Origin of the sequence: Enterobacter hormaechei subsp. xiangfangensis (assembly GCF_001729785.1) — a bacterium.
Lineage (GTDB): Bacteria > Pseudomonadota > Gammaproteobacteria > Enterobacterales > Enterobacteriaceae > Enterobacter > Enterobacter hormaechei_C.
Genome location: NZ_CP017183.1, coordinates 2177308 through 2190621 on the forward strand (window position 1 = coordinate 2177308; position 13314 = coordinate 2190621).

Below are 13314 nucleotides of genomic sequence, written 5' to 3' on the forward strand. Positions count from 1 at the left end.
CCATTTTTTTATTCACGCATTGCCAGCGCGCTGGCGCTTGCCGGATCGAACAGCGAAATACTCTCGATCTGATCCAGCATGATCACTTTGCGAAAATCCATGGCGCTTTTGGGCTCTGAATCGAGCGTAATATCATGCTCGGCATACCATTTGCTGTAGTTATGTTCGATACAGAGCTGCATGTTTTTCCCGTCACGGTAGCCGCTCAGCATCGGAATAAGCACGATATTGGCCGTTTTTTCATACTCCAGCGTGGCGGTATGGATCATCCCAATATAGATCCGCCGCGATTTCAGCGTGACGTGCGCCAGTTCACCTTCCTCCATGCACTGATAGAGCAGCTGTTCAATCCCGCTCGATTGCGCCAGCCGCTTGTAGAGCTTTTTTCGGCCTTCGCCGTCCAGCCGCGCGCTCCCGGCCCAGTTCGAGCGGTAGAGACAGAACAGGATCGCGAAGGTCAGCATTACCACCACCGGGGCCTGAATCCCCAGGAAGCTCCAGTTCATAAAATCAATTTGCCAGTCGGCATATTTTGCAGACGTGAAATGGAACGTGTTGTCGGCGGCGGAGAGGGCGAACAACAACAGCCAGAGCAGGCCGGTGGCGATCACGCCCTGTAAAACGAAAATGCAGCCATACAGCGCCACAAGGAAATAGACGTCCCAGCCGAATGAACGCTTAATTTTGAACCGGGTTGAGAGATCGCGGCTGGTGTACCAATAGCCGCATACCATCAATACCATGAATATTGCCGTACCCATTTCAGGCCCTCTTCAGCGCGTTGACATGGCGCAGAAAGTCCTGCCGCACCTCGTGGCTTTTGTAGTTAACCGAGGCGTTTCCATCCTGATCGATGATGATGCGGTCGCCATCCTCTACGGCTTCGATAATTTCCTGGTGACTCATGACCTGCAACAAGGATTCCGGGCTGGAAAAGAGCGTCATCAGTAAATGTTTCATCGTGTGACATCCTTATGAATTAAAAGGATAAGTCTGGAAGATAAATGGCACCTTTGCCTTAAGGTTATCCCTAAAAAAACGGCAGCCTGGCGGCGAAATTCAACTTTATGCTCAAAATGGTTGCGCGAGGTAACATTTCAGGTCTTTGAAAAATAATAAGAATAAAAAATATATCTGCGCAAACTTGGACAAATAACGTTAATTGTGTAAGTTTAAATTATGCGATTTCGCTACGTTGTTTACACCCAGGATGTGACCCATGAGCACGTTGCCGTCCGTCATCAGTCGGTTCGTTGAGTACTACGCCACGCTGGATACCCAGCCACCTTCGGTGCTGGCGGGGATTTATCGCGCCGATGCCACGCTTATCGATCCCTTTGGCGAACATAGCGGGGTGTTCGCGATCCAGCGCTATTTCACCCACTTGCTGGCTAACGTCCAGCACTGTCGCTTTACCGTTGATGCGCCGTTGCAGCAGGGCGATCGCTTTGTGGTCACCTGGATAATGCACTGGTCGCACCCGCGTATTGCCCGGGGTGCAGTGCGACAGCTGCCGGGCTGCTCCGTGGTAGACATGCGCGACGATCGCATTGTTCGCCAGCGGGATTACTACGATGCCGGAGAGATGATTTACGAACATCTCCCGATACTCGGCTGGGCCGTACGCGGCGTGAAGCGGAGAGTGAAATCATGAAAACGGTTCTGATCACCGGCGCAAGCTCGGGCATCGGGGCGGGGCTGGCGAAATCTTTTGCCGACGATGGTTACCGGGTGATTGCCTGCGGGCGCGATGCGCAACGTCTGGCCGCTGTGCATCAGCACAGCCCCAACATCACGGTGCGCCTGTTCGATATGACAGACAGGGACGCCTGTCGCCAGGCGCTGGCGGACTGTGCTGCCGACACGGTGATTCTCTGCGCCGGAACCTGCGAGTATCTCGACCGCGGCGAGGTGGATGCCGAGCTGGTGGCGCGGGTCATGACCACCAATTTCATGGGGCCGGTAAACTGCCTTGCGGCGTTGCAGCCGCAACTGGTATCCGGCAACCGCGTGGTGCTGGTCAGTTCGATGGCGCACTGGCTTCACTTCCCGCGAGCCGAAGCCTATGGGGCCTCTAAAGCGGCGTTAACCTGGTTTGCCGACACGCTGCGCCTCGACTGGGAACCGAAAGGGATTGCCGTCACGGTCGTTTCACCCGGTTTTGTCGACACGCCGCTGACCCGCAAAAACGATTTCCCGATGCCGGGCCGGGTCAGCGTGGGGGACGCCGTCCACGCCATTCGTCGCGGTCTGGCAAAAGGGAAGGATCACATCGCGTTTCCCGCCGGGTTCAGCCTGGCGCTGCGCCTGCTTTCCGGCCTGCCCGATGTACTTCAGCGCGCTTTGCTGCGCGGGATGGTGCGACCATGAAAATCGCAATTATCGGCAGCGGCATCGCCGGGTTAACCTGTGCCTGGCGGCTCGCCGGACATCATCAGATCACGGTGTTTGAGGCGCAGGCCACCCCGGGCGGCCATACCGCAACGGTGGATGTCGACACGCCCCAGGGCACCTTTGCCATCGATACCGGTTTTATCGTCTACAACGACCGCACCTATCCGCGCTTCATGGGGCTGCTCAGCGAACTGGGCATCAGCGGGCAAAAAACGCAGATGAGTTTTTCGGTACATAACCCGCAGAGCGGGCTGGAGTACAACGGCCACACGCTGACGTCGCTGTTCGCCCAGCGTCGTAATCTGCTGAACCCTGCCTTCTGGACGCTACTGAAGGAGATCGTGCGCTTTAACCGGCTGGCGAAACAGACGCTCCGGGGCGAAGTCGATGGATCCGCCACGCTGGAAACGTTCCTGCGCCAGCACCGCTTTACGCCCTTTTTTGCGCGCCACTACATCCTGCCAATGGGAGCGGCTATCTGGTCGTCGTCGATACAGGAGATGAAACGCTTTCCGCTGCCGCTCTTTTTACGCTTTTTTGAAAACCACGGTCTGCTGGACATTACCCATCGTCCGCAGTGGTACGTCGTGCCAGGCGGCTCCCGGGAGTATATCCGCGCGATGATGGACAAGCTTGGCGATCGCCTGACGCTGCACCTCAACGCGCCGGTTCAGAAGGTTGTTCGCCACGATCGTGGCGTCGATATTGAGCGGGAAGGCGTCACTCATACCTTCGATCAGGTGATCTTCGCCTGTCACTCTGCTCAGGCGCTGGCGATGCTCGCCAGCCCAACGCAGGCTGAACGTGAGGTGCTGGGTGATATCGGCTGGCAGCGTAACGAGGTGGTGCTTCACAGCGATCCGCGCTGGCTGCCGGTGCGCAAGCGCGCGTGGGCGAGCTGGAACTACCGCCTCAGCGAGCAGGATCGGGCCAGCGCCTGCGTCACCTACAACATGAATATCTTGCAGGGACTGCCGCCGGGTAGCCCGCTGTTTTGCGTCACCCTCAACCCGGAAACGCCGGTGGAAGAACGCTATGTGCTGCGCCGCTTTGTCTATGAGCATCCGCTTTTTAACCCGCAAAGCTGGCAAGCCCAGGCCCGACGCGGAGAAATAAACGGTCGCCAGCGGAGCTGGTTCTGCGGCGCGTACTGGTACAACGGCTTCCACGAAGATGGCGTACGCAGTGCGCTGGACGTGGTAAACGCTATCGCGGCCGGGGAGGGCAACTGAGATGAACAGCTGCCTTTACCACGGCACATTGCGCCATCGTCGGCTTGCGCCAAAAGCGCACCACTTTACCTACAGCGTCTTTATGGCCTGGCTCGATCTCGATGAGCTGGACGCGCTGCCCTCCGTCGGCGTGCGCCGTAACCGCGTTGCGCCCGCGGCATTTTATGATGCGGACTACCCGCTGGGCACGCCGCTCAAAGAGCACGTCCTTGAGCGTCTGGAAAATCTGACCGGCGAGCGTCCGGCGGGGCGGGTCATGCTTCTGACTCAGCTGCGCTATTTCGGTTTTCATTTCAACCCGGTCAATTTTTACTACTGCTATGACGGCGAAGACACTCTGCGCTGGGTTCTCGCCGAAGTGCGTAACACGCCGTGGAATGAACGACATTACTACGCGGTAGCGGGGCGGGACGCCCGGCCGACGGAGAAAGCTTTTCACGTCTCGCCCTTTAATCCGATGGATATGGTTTACCACTGGCGCTTCAACAGCCCGGACAGCACGCTGCGCATGCATATCGAAAACCATCAGGAGACGAAGGTGTTTGATGCCACCCTGACGCTACGCCGGGCGCCGCTGACGCGCGCAGCGCTGCGTTCGCTGCTGGCGCGGATCCCGTTGATGACCCTCAAAACCGTTTTCGCCATTTACTGGCAGGCGCTCAGGCTGTGGCTGAAGCGCGTGCCGCTGCATAACCATCCCCTCAGCAGGAGTGAACGCTCATGACCGATCCCGTCTTTGCGCTTGAACCCGATATCCCGCGCAACGTCCGCGTCGCGCGATGGTTGCTCTTCCGCCTGCTGAACGGTCTGCGCGGTGGCTCGCTGACGCTGCGTGAAGGCGCGCAGACGTTCCAGTTCGGCGACGCCTCCGCCGCGCTTCATGCTGAGGTGCAGGTACTTGCTCCGGGCGTCTACTGGCGCATTTTAACCGGGGGCAGCCTCGCCGCGGCACAAGCGTGGATGGATGGCGACTGGGAGACGCCCCACCTGACGCCGCTGCTGGAGCTGATTGCACGTAATAGCCAAATCCTCGGGCAACTGGAAAAAGGGTTTCGCCTGCTCGGGAAACCGGTGGAGCGGCTACGGCACTGGATGCGGCGCAACTCCCGCGCTCAGGCGCGTCAAAATATTGCCGCCCATTACGATCTGGGCAACGCCTTCTACGCCCATTTCCTTGATGAAGACCTGCTGTACTCCAGCGCGCTGTTTAACGGGGACGAGCAGGATTTGAACGCGGCTCAGCAGGCGAAAATGGCCAGGCTGTGCGACCAGCTGGCGCTCACGGCAAACGATCATCTGCTGGAGATTGGCACCGGCTGGGGGGCGATGGCGGAGTACGCCGCCCGTCACTACGGCTGTCGGGTGACCACCACCACGCTGTCGCAGGAGCAGTACCACTGGGCCACCGCGCGGATCGCCCGGGCAGGGTTGCAGGATCGCGTTGAGGTACTGCTTTGCGACTACCGCGATCTGACCGGGGTTTACGACAAACTGGTCTCGGTTGAGATGATCGAAGCCGTCGGCCAACGCTACCTGCCAACGTTTTTCCGTACCTGTCAGGCGCGTCTGCGTCCAGGCGGGCGGATGGCGATTCAGGCCATCACCATTCAGGATCAGCGCTATCGCGACTACAGCAAAAGCGTCGATTTTATTCAGCGCTACATCTTCCCCGGCGGCTTTTTGCCCAGCATCACCGCCATGAATGAACTGATGACCCGCCATACCGATTTTGTGGTGCGTAACCTCTTCGATATGGGGCCGGACTACGCCCGCACGTTGGCGCACTGGCGTCAGCGTTTCGTTCACGCCTGGCAGGAGATTGAAAAGCTCGGGTTTGATGACCGTTTCCGGCGGATGTGGCTGTACTACCTCGGCTACTGTGAAGCCGGGTTTAATGCCCGCACCATCAGCGTGGTGCAGTTGACTGCGGAACGCGTATGAAGCGCTACGGGCAGGTATTTCTGTTGGCCATCGGTTTTGATCTCTACTGGACGCTGGTGGTGCTGTTTCGCGAGCAGGGGCTGGTCATCTGGATCGCGCTGGCGGTGCTTGCCTGGCTGTTATTACCGCCATCACACCGGGGATACGCCCTTGTGCTGGCGGCGTCGGGTGCGTTGCTGGACGCCCTCTGGGCGCTGACGGGGCTGATTGCGTTCACGGGCGCGTCCCTGATGCCGCTATGGATGGTGGCGCTGTGGCTAATGTTTGCCACCGTCTGGACGCACCTGACCCGCACGACCACCTTGCCAGGATGGTTGCTGACGGTGCTGGCGACTCTGGGCGGACCGGTAGCCTACCTGATCGGCGAGCATCTTGGGGCCATTACGTTTCAGGAGCCGACCTTTATCGTCGTCAGCTGGATGTTCCCCGGCTGGCTGGTGCTGATGCTGTTTTTCCACCTGTTGATGGGGAGACAACAATGAGAAATCTGGTACTGATGCTCGCGTTATCCGTCTTCACCTGTACCGTGCAGGCGGCAGACTGGCTGAGCTGGCGCAAGGTGGGTGACGCCACCCTCACCTGGGGGCCGTTTACCGTCTATACCTCTCAGCTTCTGACGCCCGACGGCAGCTATACAGGATTAGACGGCGATAATGCGCTGATTATCACCTATGCCCGGGACATCGATGGTGACGACCTGGTCGAGGCGACCCGCGACCAGTGGCAGGCGCAGGGCATTTTGCAGCAGGAGCCGCAGAGTGAAGCCTGGCTACGCATGCTGTCCACGCTCTGGCCCGACGTCACGCCCGGCACGCAGCTCGCGTTTGTGGTTAATAACGGCCAGGGACAATTCTGGTATCGCCCCACGGCGTCGCAGAAAAAATTTACGCCACTCGGGCCACGCCAGACGGCAGCGTTTAGCTCACGCTTTCTGGCGATATGGCTCGATCCCCGCACCGAATATCCTGAACTGCGTCAGCAGTTAACTGGAGGAGCACAATGAAACGTTTCCTGCTAGTGGCGCTTGCCCTGACGATGCTGGTGGCCGGATGTAGCACCGAGGTGACAGAGTATCGTCAGCAGCAGCCACGGCTTGATATTTTTACTTACTTCCAGGGGAAAACCGAGGCGTGGGGGATGGTGCAGGATCGCAGCGGTAAGCAGATCCGCCGTTTTCACGTCGAGATCGCCGGGGATGTTATCGGCGATACGCTGACCCTGAACGAGCATTTTGTCTACGATGACGGCGAAAAGCAGCAGCGCGTCTGGCATATCCGCCGCGTTGGGCAGAATCGCTATGAAGGCACGGCGGGTGACATAGAAGGTGTCGCGACAGGCCAGGCGGCGGGCAATGCCCTTAACTGGCGCTACAGCATGAACGTGAAGGCGGACGGCAAAACCTGGCTGCTGCACTTTGATGACTGGATGTATTTGCAGGACAGCACCCGTCTGTTCAATAAAACGGAGATGAAGAAATTTGGCGTCACCGTCGCCACGGTGACGCTGTTCTTTACCCGCAAAGAGGGCGGTTAATCCTCTTCGGGCTGAGGTTTACTGCTTGAGTAGATGAAGAAGAGCGCAATACTCAGGCAGACGACGGCCCCGAAACGGCTCACTGAAAACGGAATGGCTTCATTGTTCAGCCAGCCAAAGTTATCAATCAGCATGCTCATGGCCAGCTGGCCCAGGATAACCGCTACCGTGGCAACAGCGGTCCCGATGCGCTGCACCGCGAGCACCATAATCACGATATAGGGCACGCCGCACAGGGCGCCCAGAAGCTGCCATTTGGGTACATCCATCAGGCTGACCGCCTGTTTCGGCTCAAAAAAGAAGATCAGCAGGGCGGTCACCAGCGCGCCGACGGAAAACGTCAGAAACGCGCTTTTGAATACCCCCACGCTGCTGCCTAATTGCCCGTTAATGGCAGCCTGAATGCTCAGCGTTGCGCCGCCAATCACCGCCAGAATAATCATAATCACTGTCATAACGTTACCCCTGCGCCACGAGAATGAGCGCGGCGATGATAAATCCCAGCGCAATAATGCGTTTTGTATCGATCCTGCGGTGCGGCGTACCCAGCAGGCCATAGTGGTCAATAATCAGGCTTTTAAAAACCTGGCCTGCCAGAATGCCGATCATCGTCATGGCAATGCCGATCGCAGGCGTGGCAATGGTGAGAATGATGACGTAAACCGGGCCGAGCACGCCGCCCAACAGGTGCCATGAAGGCTGCGCAAAAAATGAGGGACTGTTGCGGGGGCTGAAAAACAGCATCAGCAGAAACGTTAGCCCCGTTCCCACACTAAATATGCTGAACGCCGCCCACAGGTCGCCCACCTCTGCGCCCAGCGGCCCCAGCAGCCCGGCTTCCACGGACAGCCCCATGCCACCGGCAATCACCAGTAAAATTAAAATAATGTGCATAACGCTTTTTCTCCTTTTTCCAGGCGGAGAAGATTACGTCTGAACATCATTGAGAAAAATGCCATAATGCAGGAAACACCTGTGCAGGAAATGCATTAATGATAGATGCCGGACATATCAGCATTCGCGCGCTGCTGATCTTCATCGACGTTTATGAAACGCAGAATTTTTCCGTGGTGGCGAGGCGGGAAGGGATTTCTGCGTCGCAGGTCTCACGCGTGATCCACCAGCTTGAGGACGCCCTCGGGCAACAGCTTTTCTACCGCAACACGCGGGCGATTATGCCCACAGAGAGCGGGCATCTTTTTGTGCGCTATGCCAGGGCGATGGCCGGGAATATGGAGGACGCGCGACGCGAGCTGGATGAACGCGCCCGCGAGCCGTCGGGCACGCTGCGTATCAATGGCCCGGTCTTTTTCGGACAGAGGCACATCGCGCCTGGCCTGCCGGGGCTTCTGGCGCGTTACCCTCGTCTCTCCATTGAACTGACCCTCACCGACGATTTTATCGATCCGCACCGTGACGCCGCGGACGTTATCTTCCGCATCGGCGCGCTGACGGACTCCTCGTTTCACGCCCGGGTGTTTGGTCAGCAGTTCTACCATCTGGCGGCCTCGCCGGACTATCTGCAAAAACATGGCGCGCCCGAGGGGCCGGACGATCTCAGCCGTCACCACTGTCTGGTTTACCGCGGCTCGTCCGGGCCTAACCGCTGGCTGATCCGACAGCCGGGCGAGGCGTGGGTTCACTATCCCATCGTACCGCTGATGACTTCCAATAACGCGGAAACGCTCCTGATTGCGGCGCTGGGCGGTATGGGCGTTGTGCTTTTCCCGGACTGGATGGTGAGCGAACGACTCAAAAGCGGTGAGCTGGTGGCACTGCTGCCGGAAATGGAGTGTTCAATTAATACGGAGCCATTGACGATTGCGGCGATTTACCCGAACGCGCGTCATCCGCCCCTGAACGTCAGGGCGGTGATTGATTACTATATTGAGCGATTCGGTACGCCGCTGTACTGGCAAACCTGAAGGTTAGCGGGCAAGCTCGCGACGGATAATGTCAGCCCCGGCGCTTAACGCCTTCAGCTTACCGTTGGCGACCTGGCGGGAAAGGGGAGCCATACCGCAGTTGGTGGACGGATAGAGCTTATCTGCATCAACAAACTGCAACGCCTTGCGCAGCGTATCGGCGACCTCTTCAGGCGTTTCGATGGTCTGGGTGGCGACGTCAATTGCCCCGACCATCACTTTTTTACCACGGATAAGCTCCAGCAGATCCATCGGCACGCGCGAGTTGTGGCACTCCAGCGAGATAATATCGATCTTTGAGGTCTGCAACTTAGGAAACGCCTCTTCATACTGGCGCCACTCGGAGCCGAGCGTCTTTTTCCAGTCCGTATTGGCTTTGATGCCGTACCCGTAACAGATATGTACCGCGGTTTCGCATTTCAGTCCTTCAATGGCGCGCTCCAGCGCGGCAATGCCCCAGTCATTCACCTCGTCGAAAAAGACGTTAAAGGCAGGTTCATCGAACTGAATAATGTCGACACCGGCCGCCTCCAGCTCGCGGGCTTCCTGATTAAGGATTTTTGCGAACTCCCAGGCCAGCTTTTCACGGCTTTTATAGTGAGCATCGTATAGCGTGTCGATCATGGTCATCGGGCCGGGCAGCGCCCACTTGATCGGCTTGTCCGTCAGCTGGCGCAGGTATTTCGCGTCGTCAACAAACACCGGTTTCTGACGCGCCACCGCGTCTACCACGGTCGGCACGCTCGCATCGTAACGGTTACGGATGCGTACCGTCTGACGGTTCTCAAAATCCACGCCGCTGAGATGTTCAATAAAGGTGGTGACGAAATGCTGGCGAGTTTGTTCCCCGTCGCTGACGATATCAATCCCGGCGCGAATCTGTTCATCCAGAGACAAACGTAGCGCATCCTGTTTCCCTGCAAGTAATTCCTCGTCCTGGAGTTTCCACGGCGACCAGAGCGTTTCCGGCTGCGCAAGCCAGGTGGGTTTCGGCAGGCTGCCAGCCGTCGATGTCGGGAGCAATGTTTTCATGAGAAGAACCTTTTATCCGTATTAAATGAAAGCGTGAAGTGATGAGACCACTGCTCAAGAAGGGTTTTGTAGGGTTTGATAAACCGCTCTTCGGTATATTTCCCCTGTTCAATGGCCAGCCGGCTGCGCTCTTCACGGTCATAGACGATTTTTGTTAATGAGTGATCCTGCTGATTCAGGTCGGGCTGATAGCACTGTCCCGCAGCGGAATTGGCATTGTAAATTTCCGGTCGATAGATCTTCTGGAACGTCTCCATGGTGCTGATGGTGCCGATCAGCTCCAGATTGGTGTAATCACGCAGTAAATCGCCGGTGAAGAAGAAGGCGAAAGGCGCGACGCTGTTTTCCGGCATGAAATAGCGAACCTTCAGGCCCATCTTCGCGAAGTACTGTTCCGTTAGCGACTCGCCGTCCGGCTGGTACTCATACCCCAGCACCGGGTGGTGGTTACCGGTACGACGATAGGTGTCTTTGCTGGAGACGCTCAGGCAGATCACCGGCGCTTTTTTGAAGTTCGCCTGATATTCCGCAGAATGAACGAAGCTTTTAAAGATATTGCCGTGCAGCTCGCCAAAATTCTCGGGGAGGGTAAAACGGGGTTGATCTTTATTATGCTCCAGCAGCAGGACGCTGAAATCATAGTCACGAACATACGATGAGAAGTTATTTCCGACGATGCCTTCGATGCGCTCGTGGGTTTTTTTATCCACAATCGTCGTTTGCAGAATTTCGATGGCCGGGAAGGTAAAATCGCCGCCGATATTCATATCGACTGAAATAATCTCCAGCTCGACGGCATAGCGGTCCGCCTTTGGGTTATCCCAGCTCGCCAGCGCGTTAAAGCGGTTGTTGATCATCACCAGCGTGTTGCGCAGGTTCTCCTGACGCTTCTCGCCACGCGCCAGGTTGGCGAAGTTGGTGGTGGTACGCGTGTTTTCTGACGGGTTATAATTTTCATCAAAGCAACTGCGCTTAAGGGTAAATGTGAAAGCCTGACTCATTTGGTTATGCATCCTAAGTTCATGTTGCCGGAACGTTATCAATGCATAATTTATGCCTGAGCCACTGGCGCAGGGGAAGTGACTTAATTTCACTGCGTCATGAGGGTTCTTCATGAACTGCGCGATTCAGGTATAATCCCCCGACATTTCCAACCGGTTTAAACGAACATGACAAAACTCACCCTGCAAGAGCAGATGCTGAAAGCGGGCTTGGTCAGCAGTAAAAAGATGGCGAAGGTCCAGCGCACGGCGAAAAAATCCCGCGTCCAGGCTCGCGAGGCGAGAGAGGCTGTTGAAGAGAACAAGAAAGCCCAGCTGGAGCGTGATAAGCAGCTGAGCGAACAGCAAAAACAGGCAGTGCTGGCAAAAGAGTTCAGGGCGCAGGTGAAGCAGCTGATTGAGATGAACCGCATCACCGTGGCGAAGGGCAACATTACCTTTAACTTTACCGACGGCAACCTGATCAAAAAAATCGAGGTCGATAAGCAGACGCAAACCCAGCTGATCAACGGCCGTCTGGCGATTGCCCGACTGGTGATTAATGCGAAGGGCGACTGTGATTACGCGATTATCCCGGCGGTGGTGGCGGATAAAATTGCCCAACGCGATGCGGACAGCATTGTGCTTAACAGCGCGCTGAGTCAGGAAGAGCAGGACGAAGACGATCCGTACGCAGACTTTAAAATCCCTGACGATTTAATGTGGTAATCCCCGCTCAGAATGGCGCGGCGTGACAGGCGTTTATCGTCTCGCCGCTCAGCGGATGAATAAAATTCAGAACGCTGGCATGCAGCATCAGCCGGGGCGTTTCTTCCGCGCCCGGCCATTCCAGACCACCATACAGATCGCACCCCAGAATAGGGTGGCCTAACTGCTGGCAGTGAATGCGCAGCTGGTGGGTGCGCCCGGTCTCCGGGGTAAGCTCTACCCGCGTCAATGGCATTGTCGTATCCTGATAAATACGTTCCATCACCCGATAGCGAGAGCGAGCGGGCTTACCGGTGCGGGCACAGATCGTCATCAGCGGAAACAGTGCCGGATCTTTGGCAATCGGGGCATCCACGGTCCCTTCGTCCTGTTCCACATGTCCGCACAACAGGGCGGTGTAAACCTTGCTCACGGCGCGCTGGCTGAACTGGTGACAAAGCGCGGCGTTAATCGCCTTGTTACGCGCAATGACCATCAGGCCCGAGGTGCCAAAATCAAGGCGATGCACCAGCGTGCAGCCAGGAAAGGTTTGCACCAGACGATGGTGAACGGAATCACGGTTTTGCGGATTTTTTCCCGAGAGGCTAAGCAGGCCGGAAGGTTTGTTGATCAGCAGCAGATGCTCGTCCTGCCAGAGGATCTCAATGTCGTCGTGACAGGGTGGTGCAATAAACGTATCGATAATGACAGACATCAGGCCGCCGGGCTGGAGAGTGGGTGCGGATGATAACGAAATATGCAGGAAAAGAAAAACCCTCCCACCGGGCGGTGAGAGGGGGAGATCTTAGGCAGCGACCAGGCTGTCGATAGCGGCTTTCGCGTCGGACTGCGCTTTGGTAGCCACTTCCGGGCCGTAAGCGATACCTTCAGCGAACACAAAGTTCACGTCGGTAATGCCGATGAAGCCGAGGAACAGCGTCATGTACGGCGCCACCAGGTCGGTTGGGGTATCTTTGTGAATACCGCCGCGGCTGGTCAGGACGATAGCGCGTTTACCTTTTACCAGACCTTCCGGGCCGTTCTCGGTATAACGGAAGGTTACGCCAGCGCGCGCCACCAGGTCGAAGTAGTTCTTCAGCTGGGTAGGAATGTTGAAGTTGTACATTGGGGCGTTGATCACGATAACGTCGTGCGCCTGCAATTCAGCAATCAGCTCGTCGGAAAGCGCCAGGGCTTCCTGCTGACGCGGGGTAAGAGGCGCATCGCTCGGACGCAGCGCGCCAACCAGCTCGCCGTCCAGCACAGGAATTGGGTTTGCCGCCAGGTCACGCACGGTGATTTCATCCGCGCTGTGCTGTTCACGCCACTGTTCAACGAAATAGTCAGACAGCTGACCAGACTGTGAATACCCTGCCAGAATACTGGATTTCAACACTAATACTTTGCTCATGGGAAATTCCTGTTTTGTATTTGATTGAGGGGGTTGCCCCGTTGCTTGTTGACACTTTATTCACAATCCTGCCACAGGGATAGCGCAATATATCGAAGCCTATGTTCGAATTTTTTGAATAAGGCGCGCAAAGCGCTGATGTGGTACTCTATAGCAAT

Annotated in this window: 18 protein-coding genes; 10 read left to right on the forward strand and 8 right to left on the reverse strand. The window is 56.9% G+C overall.

From position 1 onward, the window contains the following. Nucleotides 1–8: 8 nt before the first annotated feature. The gene (locus BFV63_RS10505) at nucleotides 9–761 is read right to left on the reverse strand and encodes a hypothetical protein (protein ID WP_022651152.1); all 753 of its coding nucleotides are present in this window, start codon (nucleotides 759–761) and stop codon (nucleotides 9–11) included. A 1-nt stretch (nucleotide 762) separates the two neighbouring features. Further along, complete coding sequence (locus BFV63_RS10510; RefSeq protein ID WP_003857318.1) at nucleotides 763–960, reverse strand: hypothetical protein; 198 nt, start codon at nucleotides 958–960, stop codon at nucleotides 763–765. 259 nt (nucleotides 961–1219) lie between these two features. On the opposite strand from BFV63_RS10510, the gene BFV63_RS10515 reads away from it, so the two are divergent. Genes BFV63_RS10515 through BFV63_RS10550 form a run of 8 tightly spaced genes read left to right on the forward strand, consistent with a single transcriptional unit; the run spans nucleotide 1220 to nucleotide 7100 of the window. Next, nucleotides 1220–1654 carry a nuclear transport factor 2 family protein gene (locus BFV63_RS10515; protein ID WP_045894321.1) on the forward strand — a complete coding sequence of 145 codons (435 nt, stop codon included), beginning with the start codon at nucleotides 1220–1222 and terminating at the stop codon, nucleotides 1652–1654. Further along, on the forward strand, nucleotides 1651–2370 hold the full coding sequence (locus BFV63_RS10520) for an SDR family NAD(P)-dependent oxidoreductase (protein ID WP_032609134.1): 720 nt from the start codon (nucleotides 1651–1653) through the stop codon (nucleotides 2368–2370). Before BFV63_RS10515 ends, BFV63_RS10520 begins: the two co-directional genes overlap by 4 nt. Beyond that, nucleotides 2367–3626: an NAD(P)/FAD-dependent oxidoreductase gene (locus BFV63_RS10525; RefSeq protein ID WP_048240854.1), complete on the forward strand. Its 1260-nt coding sequence runs from the start codon at nucleotides 2367–2369 to the stop codon at nucleotides 3624–3626. Before BFV63_RS10520 ends, BFV63_RS10525 begins: the two co-directional genes overlap by 4 nt. Before the next feature lies 1 nt (nucleotide 3627). Continuing rightward, a complete protein-coding gene (locus tag BFV63_RS10530; RefSeq protein WP_048240851.1) occupies nucleotides 3628–4350 on the forward strand; it encodes a DUF1365 domain-containing protein in 723 nt (240 codons plus the stop codon). Continuing rightward, nucleotides 4347–5567: an SAM-dependent methyltransferase gene (locus BFV63_RS10535; RefSeq protein ID WP_048240849.1), complete on the forward strand. Its 1221-nt coding sequence runs from the start codon at nucleotides 4347–4349 to the stop codon at nucleotides 5565–5567. Before BFV63_RS10530 ends, BFV63_RS10535 begins: the two co-directional genes overlap by 4 nt. After that, nucleotides 5564–6049, forward strand: a complete 486-nt coding sequence (locus BFV63_RS10540) for a DUF2878 domain-containing protein (RefSeq protein WP_045336206.1) — start codon at nucleotides 5564–5566, stop codon at nucleotides 6047–6049. The genes BFV63_RS10535 and BFV63_RS10540 overlap by 4 nt, the downstream gene beginning before the upstream one ends. Then, entirely contained in the window at nucleotides 6046–6570 is a 525-nt protein-coding gene (locus BFV63_RS10545; RefSeq protein ID WP_023314102.1) for a chalcone isomerase family protein, read from the forward strand. Before BFV63_RS10540 ends, BFV63_RS10545 begins: the two co-directional genes overlap by 4 nt. After that, nucleotides 6567–7100: a DUF3833 domain-containing protein gene (locus tag BFV63_RS10550; RefSeq protein ID WP_023314103.1), complete on the forward strand. Its 534-nt coding sequence runs from the start codon at nucleotides 6567–6569 to the stop codon at nucleotides 7098–7100. Before BFV63_RS10545 ends, BFV63_RS10550 begins: the two co-directional genes overlap by 4 nt. Here BFV63_RS10550 and BFV63_RS10555 read toward each other — a convergent pair. Further along, complete coding sequence (locus tag BFV63_RS10555) at nucleotides 7097–7555, reverse strand: DMT family transporter (RefSeq protein ID WP_003857305.1); 459 nt, start codon at nucleotides 7553–7555, stop codon at nucleotides 7097–7099. The two genes, BFV63_RS10550 and BFV63_RS10555, sit on opposite strands and share 4 nt — an antisense overlap. 4 nt (nucleotides 7556–7559) lie before the next feature. Beyond that, the gene (locus BFV63_RS10560; protein WP_003857304.1) at nucleotides 7560–7994 is read right to left on the reverse strand and encodes a DMT family transporter; all 435 of its coding nucleotides are present in this window, start codon (nucleotides 7992–7994) and stop codon (nucleotides 7560–7562) included. A 98-nt stretch (nucleotides 7995–8092) separates the two neighbouring features. On the opposite strand from BFV63_RS10560, the gene BFV63_RS10565 reads away from it, so the two are divergent. Further along, nucleotides 8093–9025, forward strand: coding sequence for a LysR family transcriptional regulator (locus BFV63_RS10565; RefSeq protein WP_023324609.1), 933 nt, complete (start codon nucleotides 8093–8095; stop codon nucleotides 9023–9025). A gap of 3 nt (nucleotides 9026–9028) precedes the next feature. Here the strand turns inward: BFV63_RS10565 and BFV63_RS10570 are convergent, their stop codons facing one another. Then, entirely contained in the window at nucleotides 9029–10057 is a 1029-nt protein-coding gene (locus tag BFV63_RS10570; protein ID WP_003857302.1) for a methionine synthase, read from the reverse strand. After that, on the reverse strand, nucleotides 10054–11058 hold the full coding sequence (locus BFV63_RS10575) for a DUF1852 domain-containing protein (RefSeq protein WP_032610219.1): 1005 nt from the start codon (nucleotides 11056–11058) through the stop codon (nucleotides 10054–10056). Before BFV63_RS10575 ends, BFV63_RS10570 begins: the two co-directional genes overlap by 4 nt. A gap of 168 nt (nucleotides 11059–11226) precedes the next feature. Between BFV63_RS10575 and BFV63_RS10580 the strand changes: the two genes are divergently transcribed. Continuing rightward, nucleotides 11227–11766, forward strand: a complete 540-nt coding sequence (locus BFV63_RS10580; RefSeq protein ID WP_003857300.1) for a DUF2058 domain-containing protein — start codon at nucleotides 11227–11229, stop codon at nucleotides 11764–11766. Nucleotides 11767–11773: 7 nt separating this feature from the next. Here the strand turns inward: BFV63_RS10580 and BFV63_RS10585 are convergent, their stop codons facing one another. Then, complete coding sequence (locus BFV63_RS10585) at nucleotides 11774–12460, reverse strand: RluA family pseudouridine synthase (protein WP_045336212.1); 687 nt, start codon at nucleotides 12458–12460, stop codon at nucleotides 11774–11776. 90 nt (nucleotides 12461–12550) lie between these two features. Beyond that, entirely contained in the window at nucleotides 12551–13156 is a 606-nt protein-coding gene (gene azoR, locus BFV63_RS10590) for an FMN-dependent NADH-azoreductase (protein ID WP_023324612.1), read from the reverse strand. Nucleotides 13157–13314 lie beyond the last annotated feature (158 nt).

Excerpts from the sequence above, each read along its gene's own strand:
- BFV63_RS10555 (WP_003857305.1), bottom strand. The coding sequence starts at position 7,555 with ATGACAGTGATTATGATTATTCTGGCGGTGATTGGCGGCGCAACGCTG.
- BFV63_RS10525 (WP_048240854.1), top strand. The coding sequence starts at position 2,367 with ATGAAAATCGCAATTATCGGCAGCGGCATCGCCGGGTTAACCTGTGCC.
- BFV63_RS10520 (WP_032609134.1), top strand. The coding sequence starts at position 1,651 with ATGAAAACGGTTCTGATCACCGGCGCAAGCTCGGGCATCGGGGCGGGG.
- BFV63_RS10560 (WP_003857304.1), bottom strand. The coding sequence starts at position 7,994 with ATGCACATTATTTTAATTTTACTGGTGATTGCCGGTGGCATGGGGCTG.
- BFV63_RS10550 (WP_023314103.1), top strand. The coding sequence starts at position 6,567 with ATGAAACGTTTCCTGCTAGTGGCGCTTGCCCTGACGATGCTGGTGGCC.
- BFV63_RS10505 (WP_022651152.1), bottom strand. The coding sequence starts at position 761 with ATGGGTACGGCAATATTCATGGTATTGATGGTATGCGGCTATTGGTAC.
- BFV63_RS10540 (WP_045336206.1), top strand. The coding sequence starts at position 5,564 with ATGAAGCGCTACGGGCAGGTATTTCTGTTGGCCATCGGTTTTGATCTC.
- BFV63_RS10575 (WP_032610219.1), bottom strand. The coding sequence starts at position 11,058 with ATGAGTCAGGCTTTCACATTTACCCTTAAGCGCAGTTGCTTTGATGAA.
- azoR (WP_023324612.1), bottom strand. The coding sequence starts at position 13,156 with ATGAGCAAAGTATTAGTGTTGAAATCCAGTATTCTGGCAGGGTATTCA.
- BFV63_RS10545 (WP_023314102.1), top strand. The coding sequence starts at position 6,046 with ATGAGAAATCTGGTACTGATGCTCGCGTTATCCGTCTTCACCTGTACC.
- BFV63_RS10565 (WP_023324609.1), top strand. The coding sequence starts at position 8,093 with ATGATAGATGCCGGACATATCAGCATTCGCGCGCTGCTGATCTTCATC.
- BFV63_RS10535 (WP_048240849.1), top strand. The coding sequence starts at position 4,347 with ATGACCGATCCCGTCTTTGCGCTTGAACCCGATATCCCGCGCAACGTC.
- BFV63_RS10580 (WP_003857300.1), top strand. The coding sequence starts at position 11,227 with ATGACAAAACTCACCCTGCAAGAGCAGATGCTGAAAGCGGGCTTGGTC.
- BFV63_RS10530 (WP_048240851.1), top strand. The coding sequence starts at position 3,628 with ATGAACAGCTGCCTTTACCACGGCACATTGCGCCATCGTCGGCTTGCG.
- BFV63_RS10510 (WP_003857318.1), bottom strand. The coding sequence starts at position 960 with ATGAAACATTTACTGATGACGCTCTTTTCCAGCCCGGAATCCTTGTTG.
- BFV63_RS10515 (WP_045894321.1), top strand. The coding sequence starts at position 1,220 with ATGAGCACGTTGCCGTCCGTCATCAGTCGGTTCGTTGAGTACTACGCC.
- BFV63_RS10570 (WP_003857302.1), bottom strand. The coding sequence starts at position 10,057 with ATGAAAACATTGCTCCCGACATCGACGGCTGGCAGCCTGCCGAAACCC.
- BFV63_RS10585 (WP_045336212.1), bottom strand. The coding sequence starts at position 12,460 with ATGTCTGTCATTATCGATACGTTTATTGCACCACCCTGTCACGACGAC.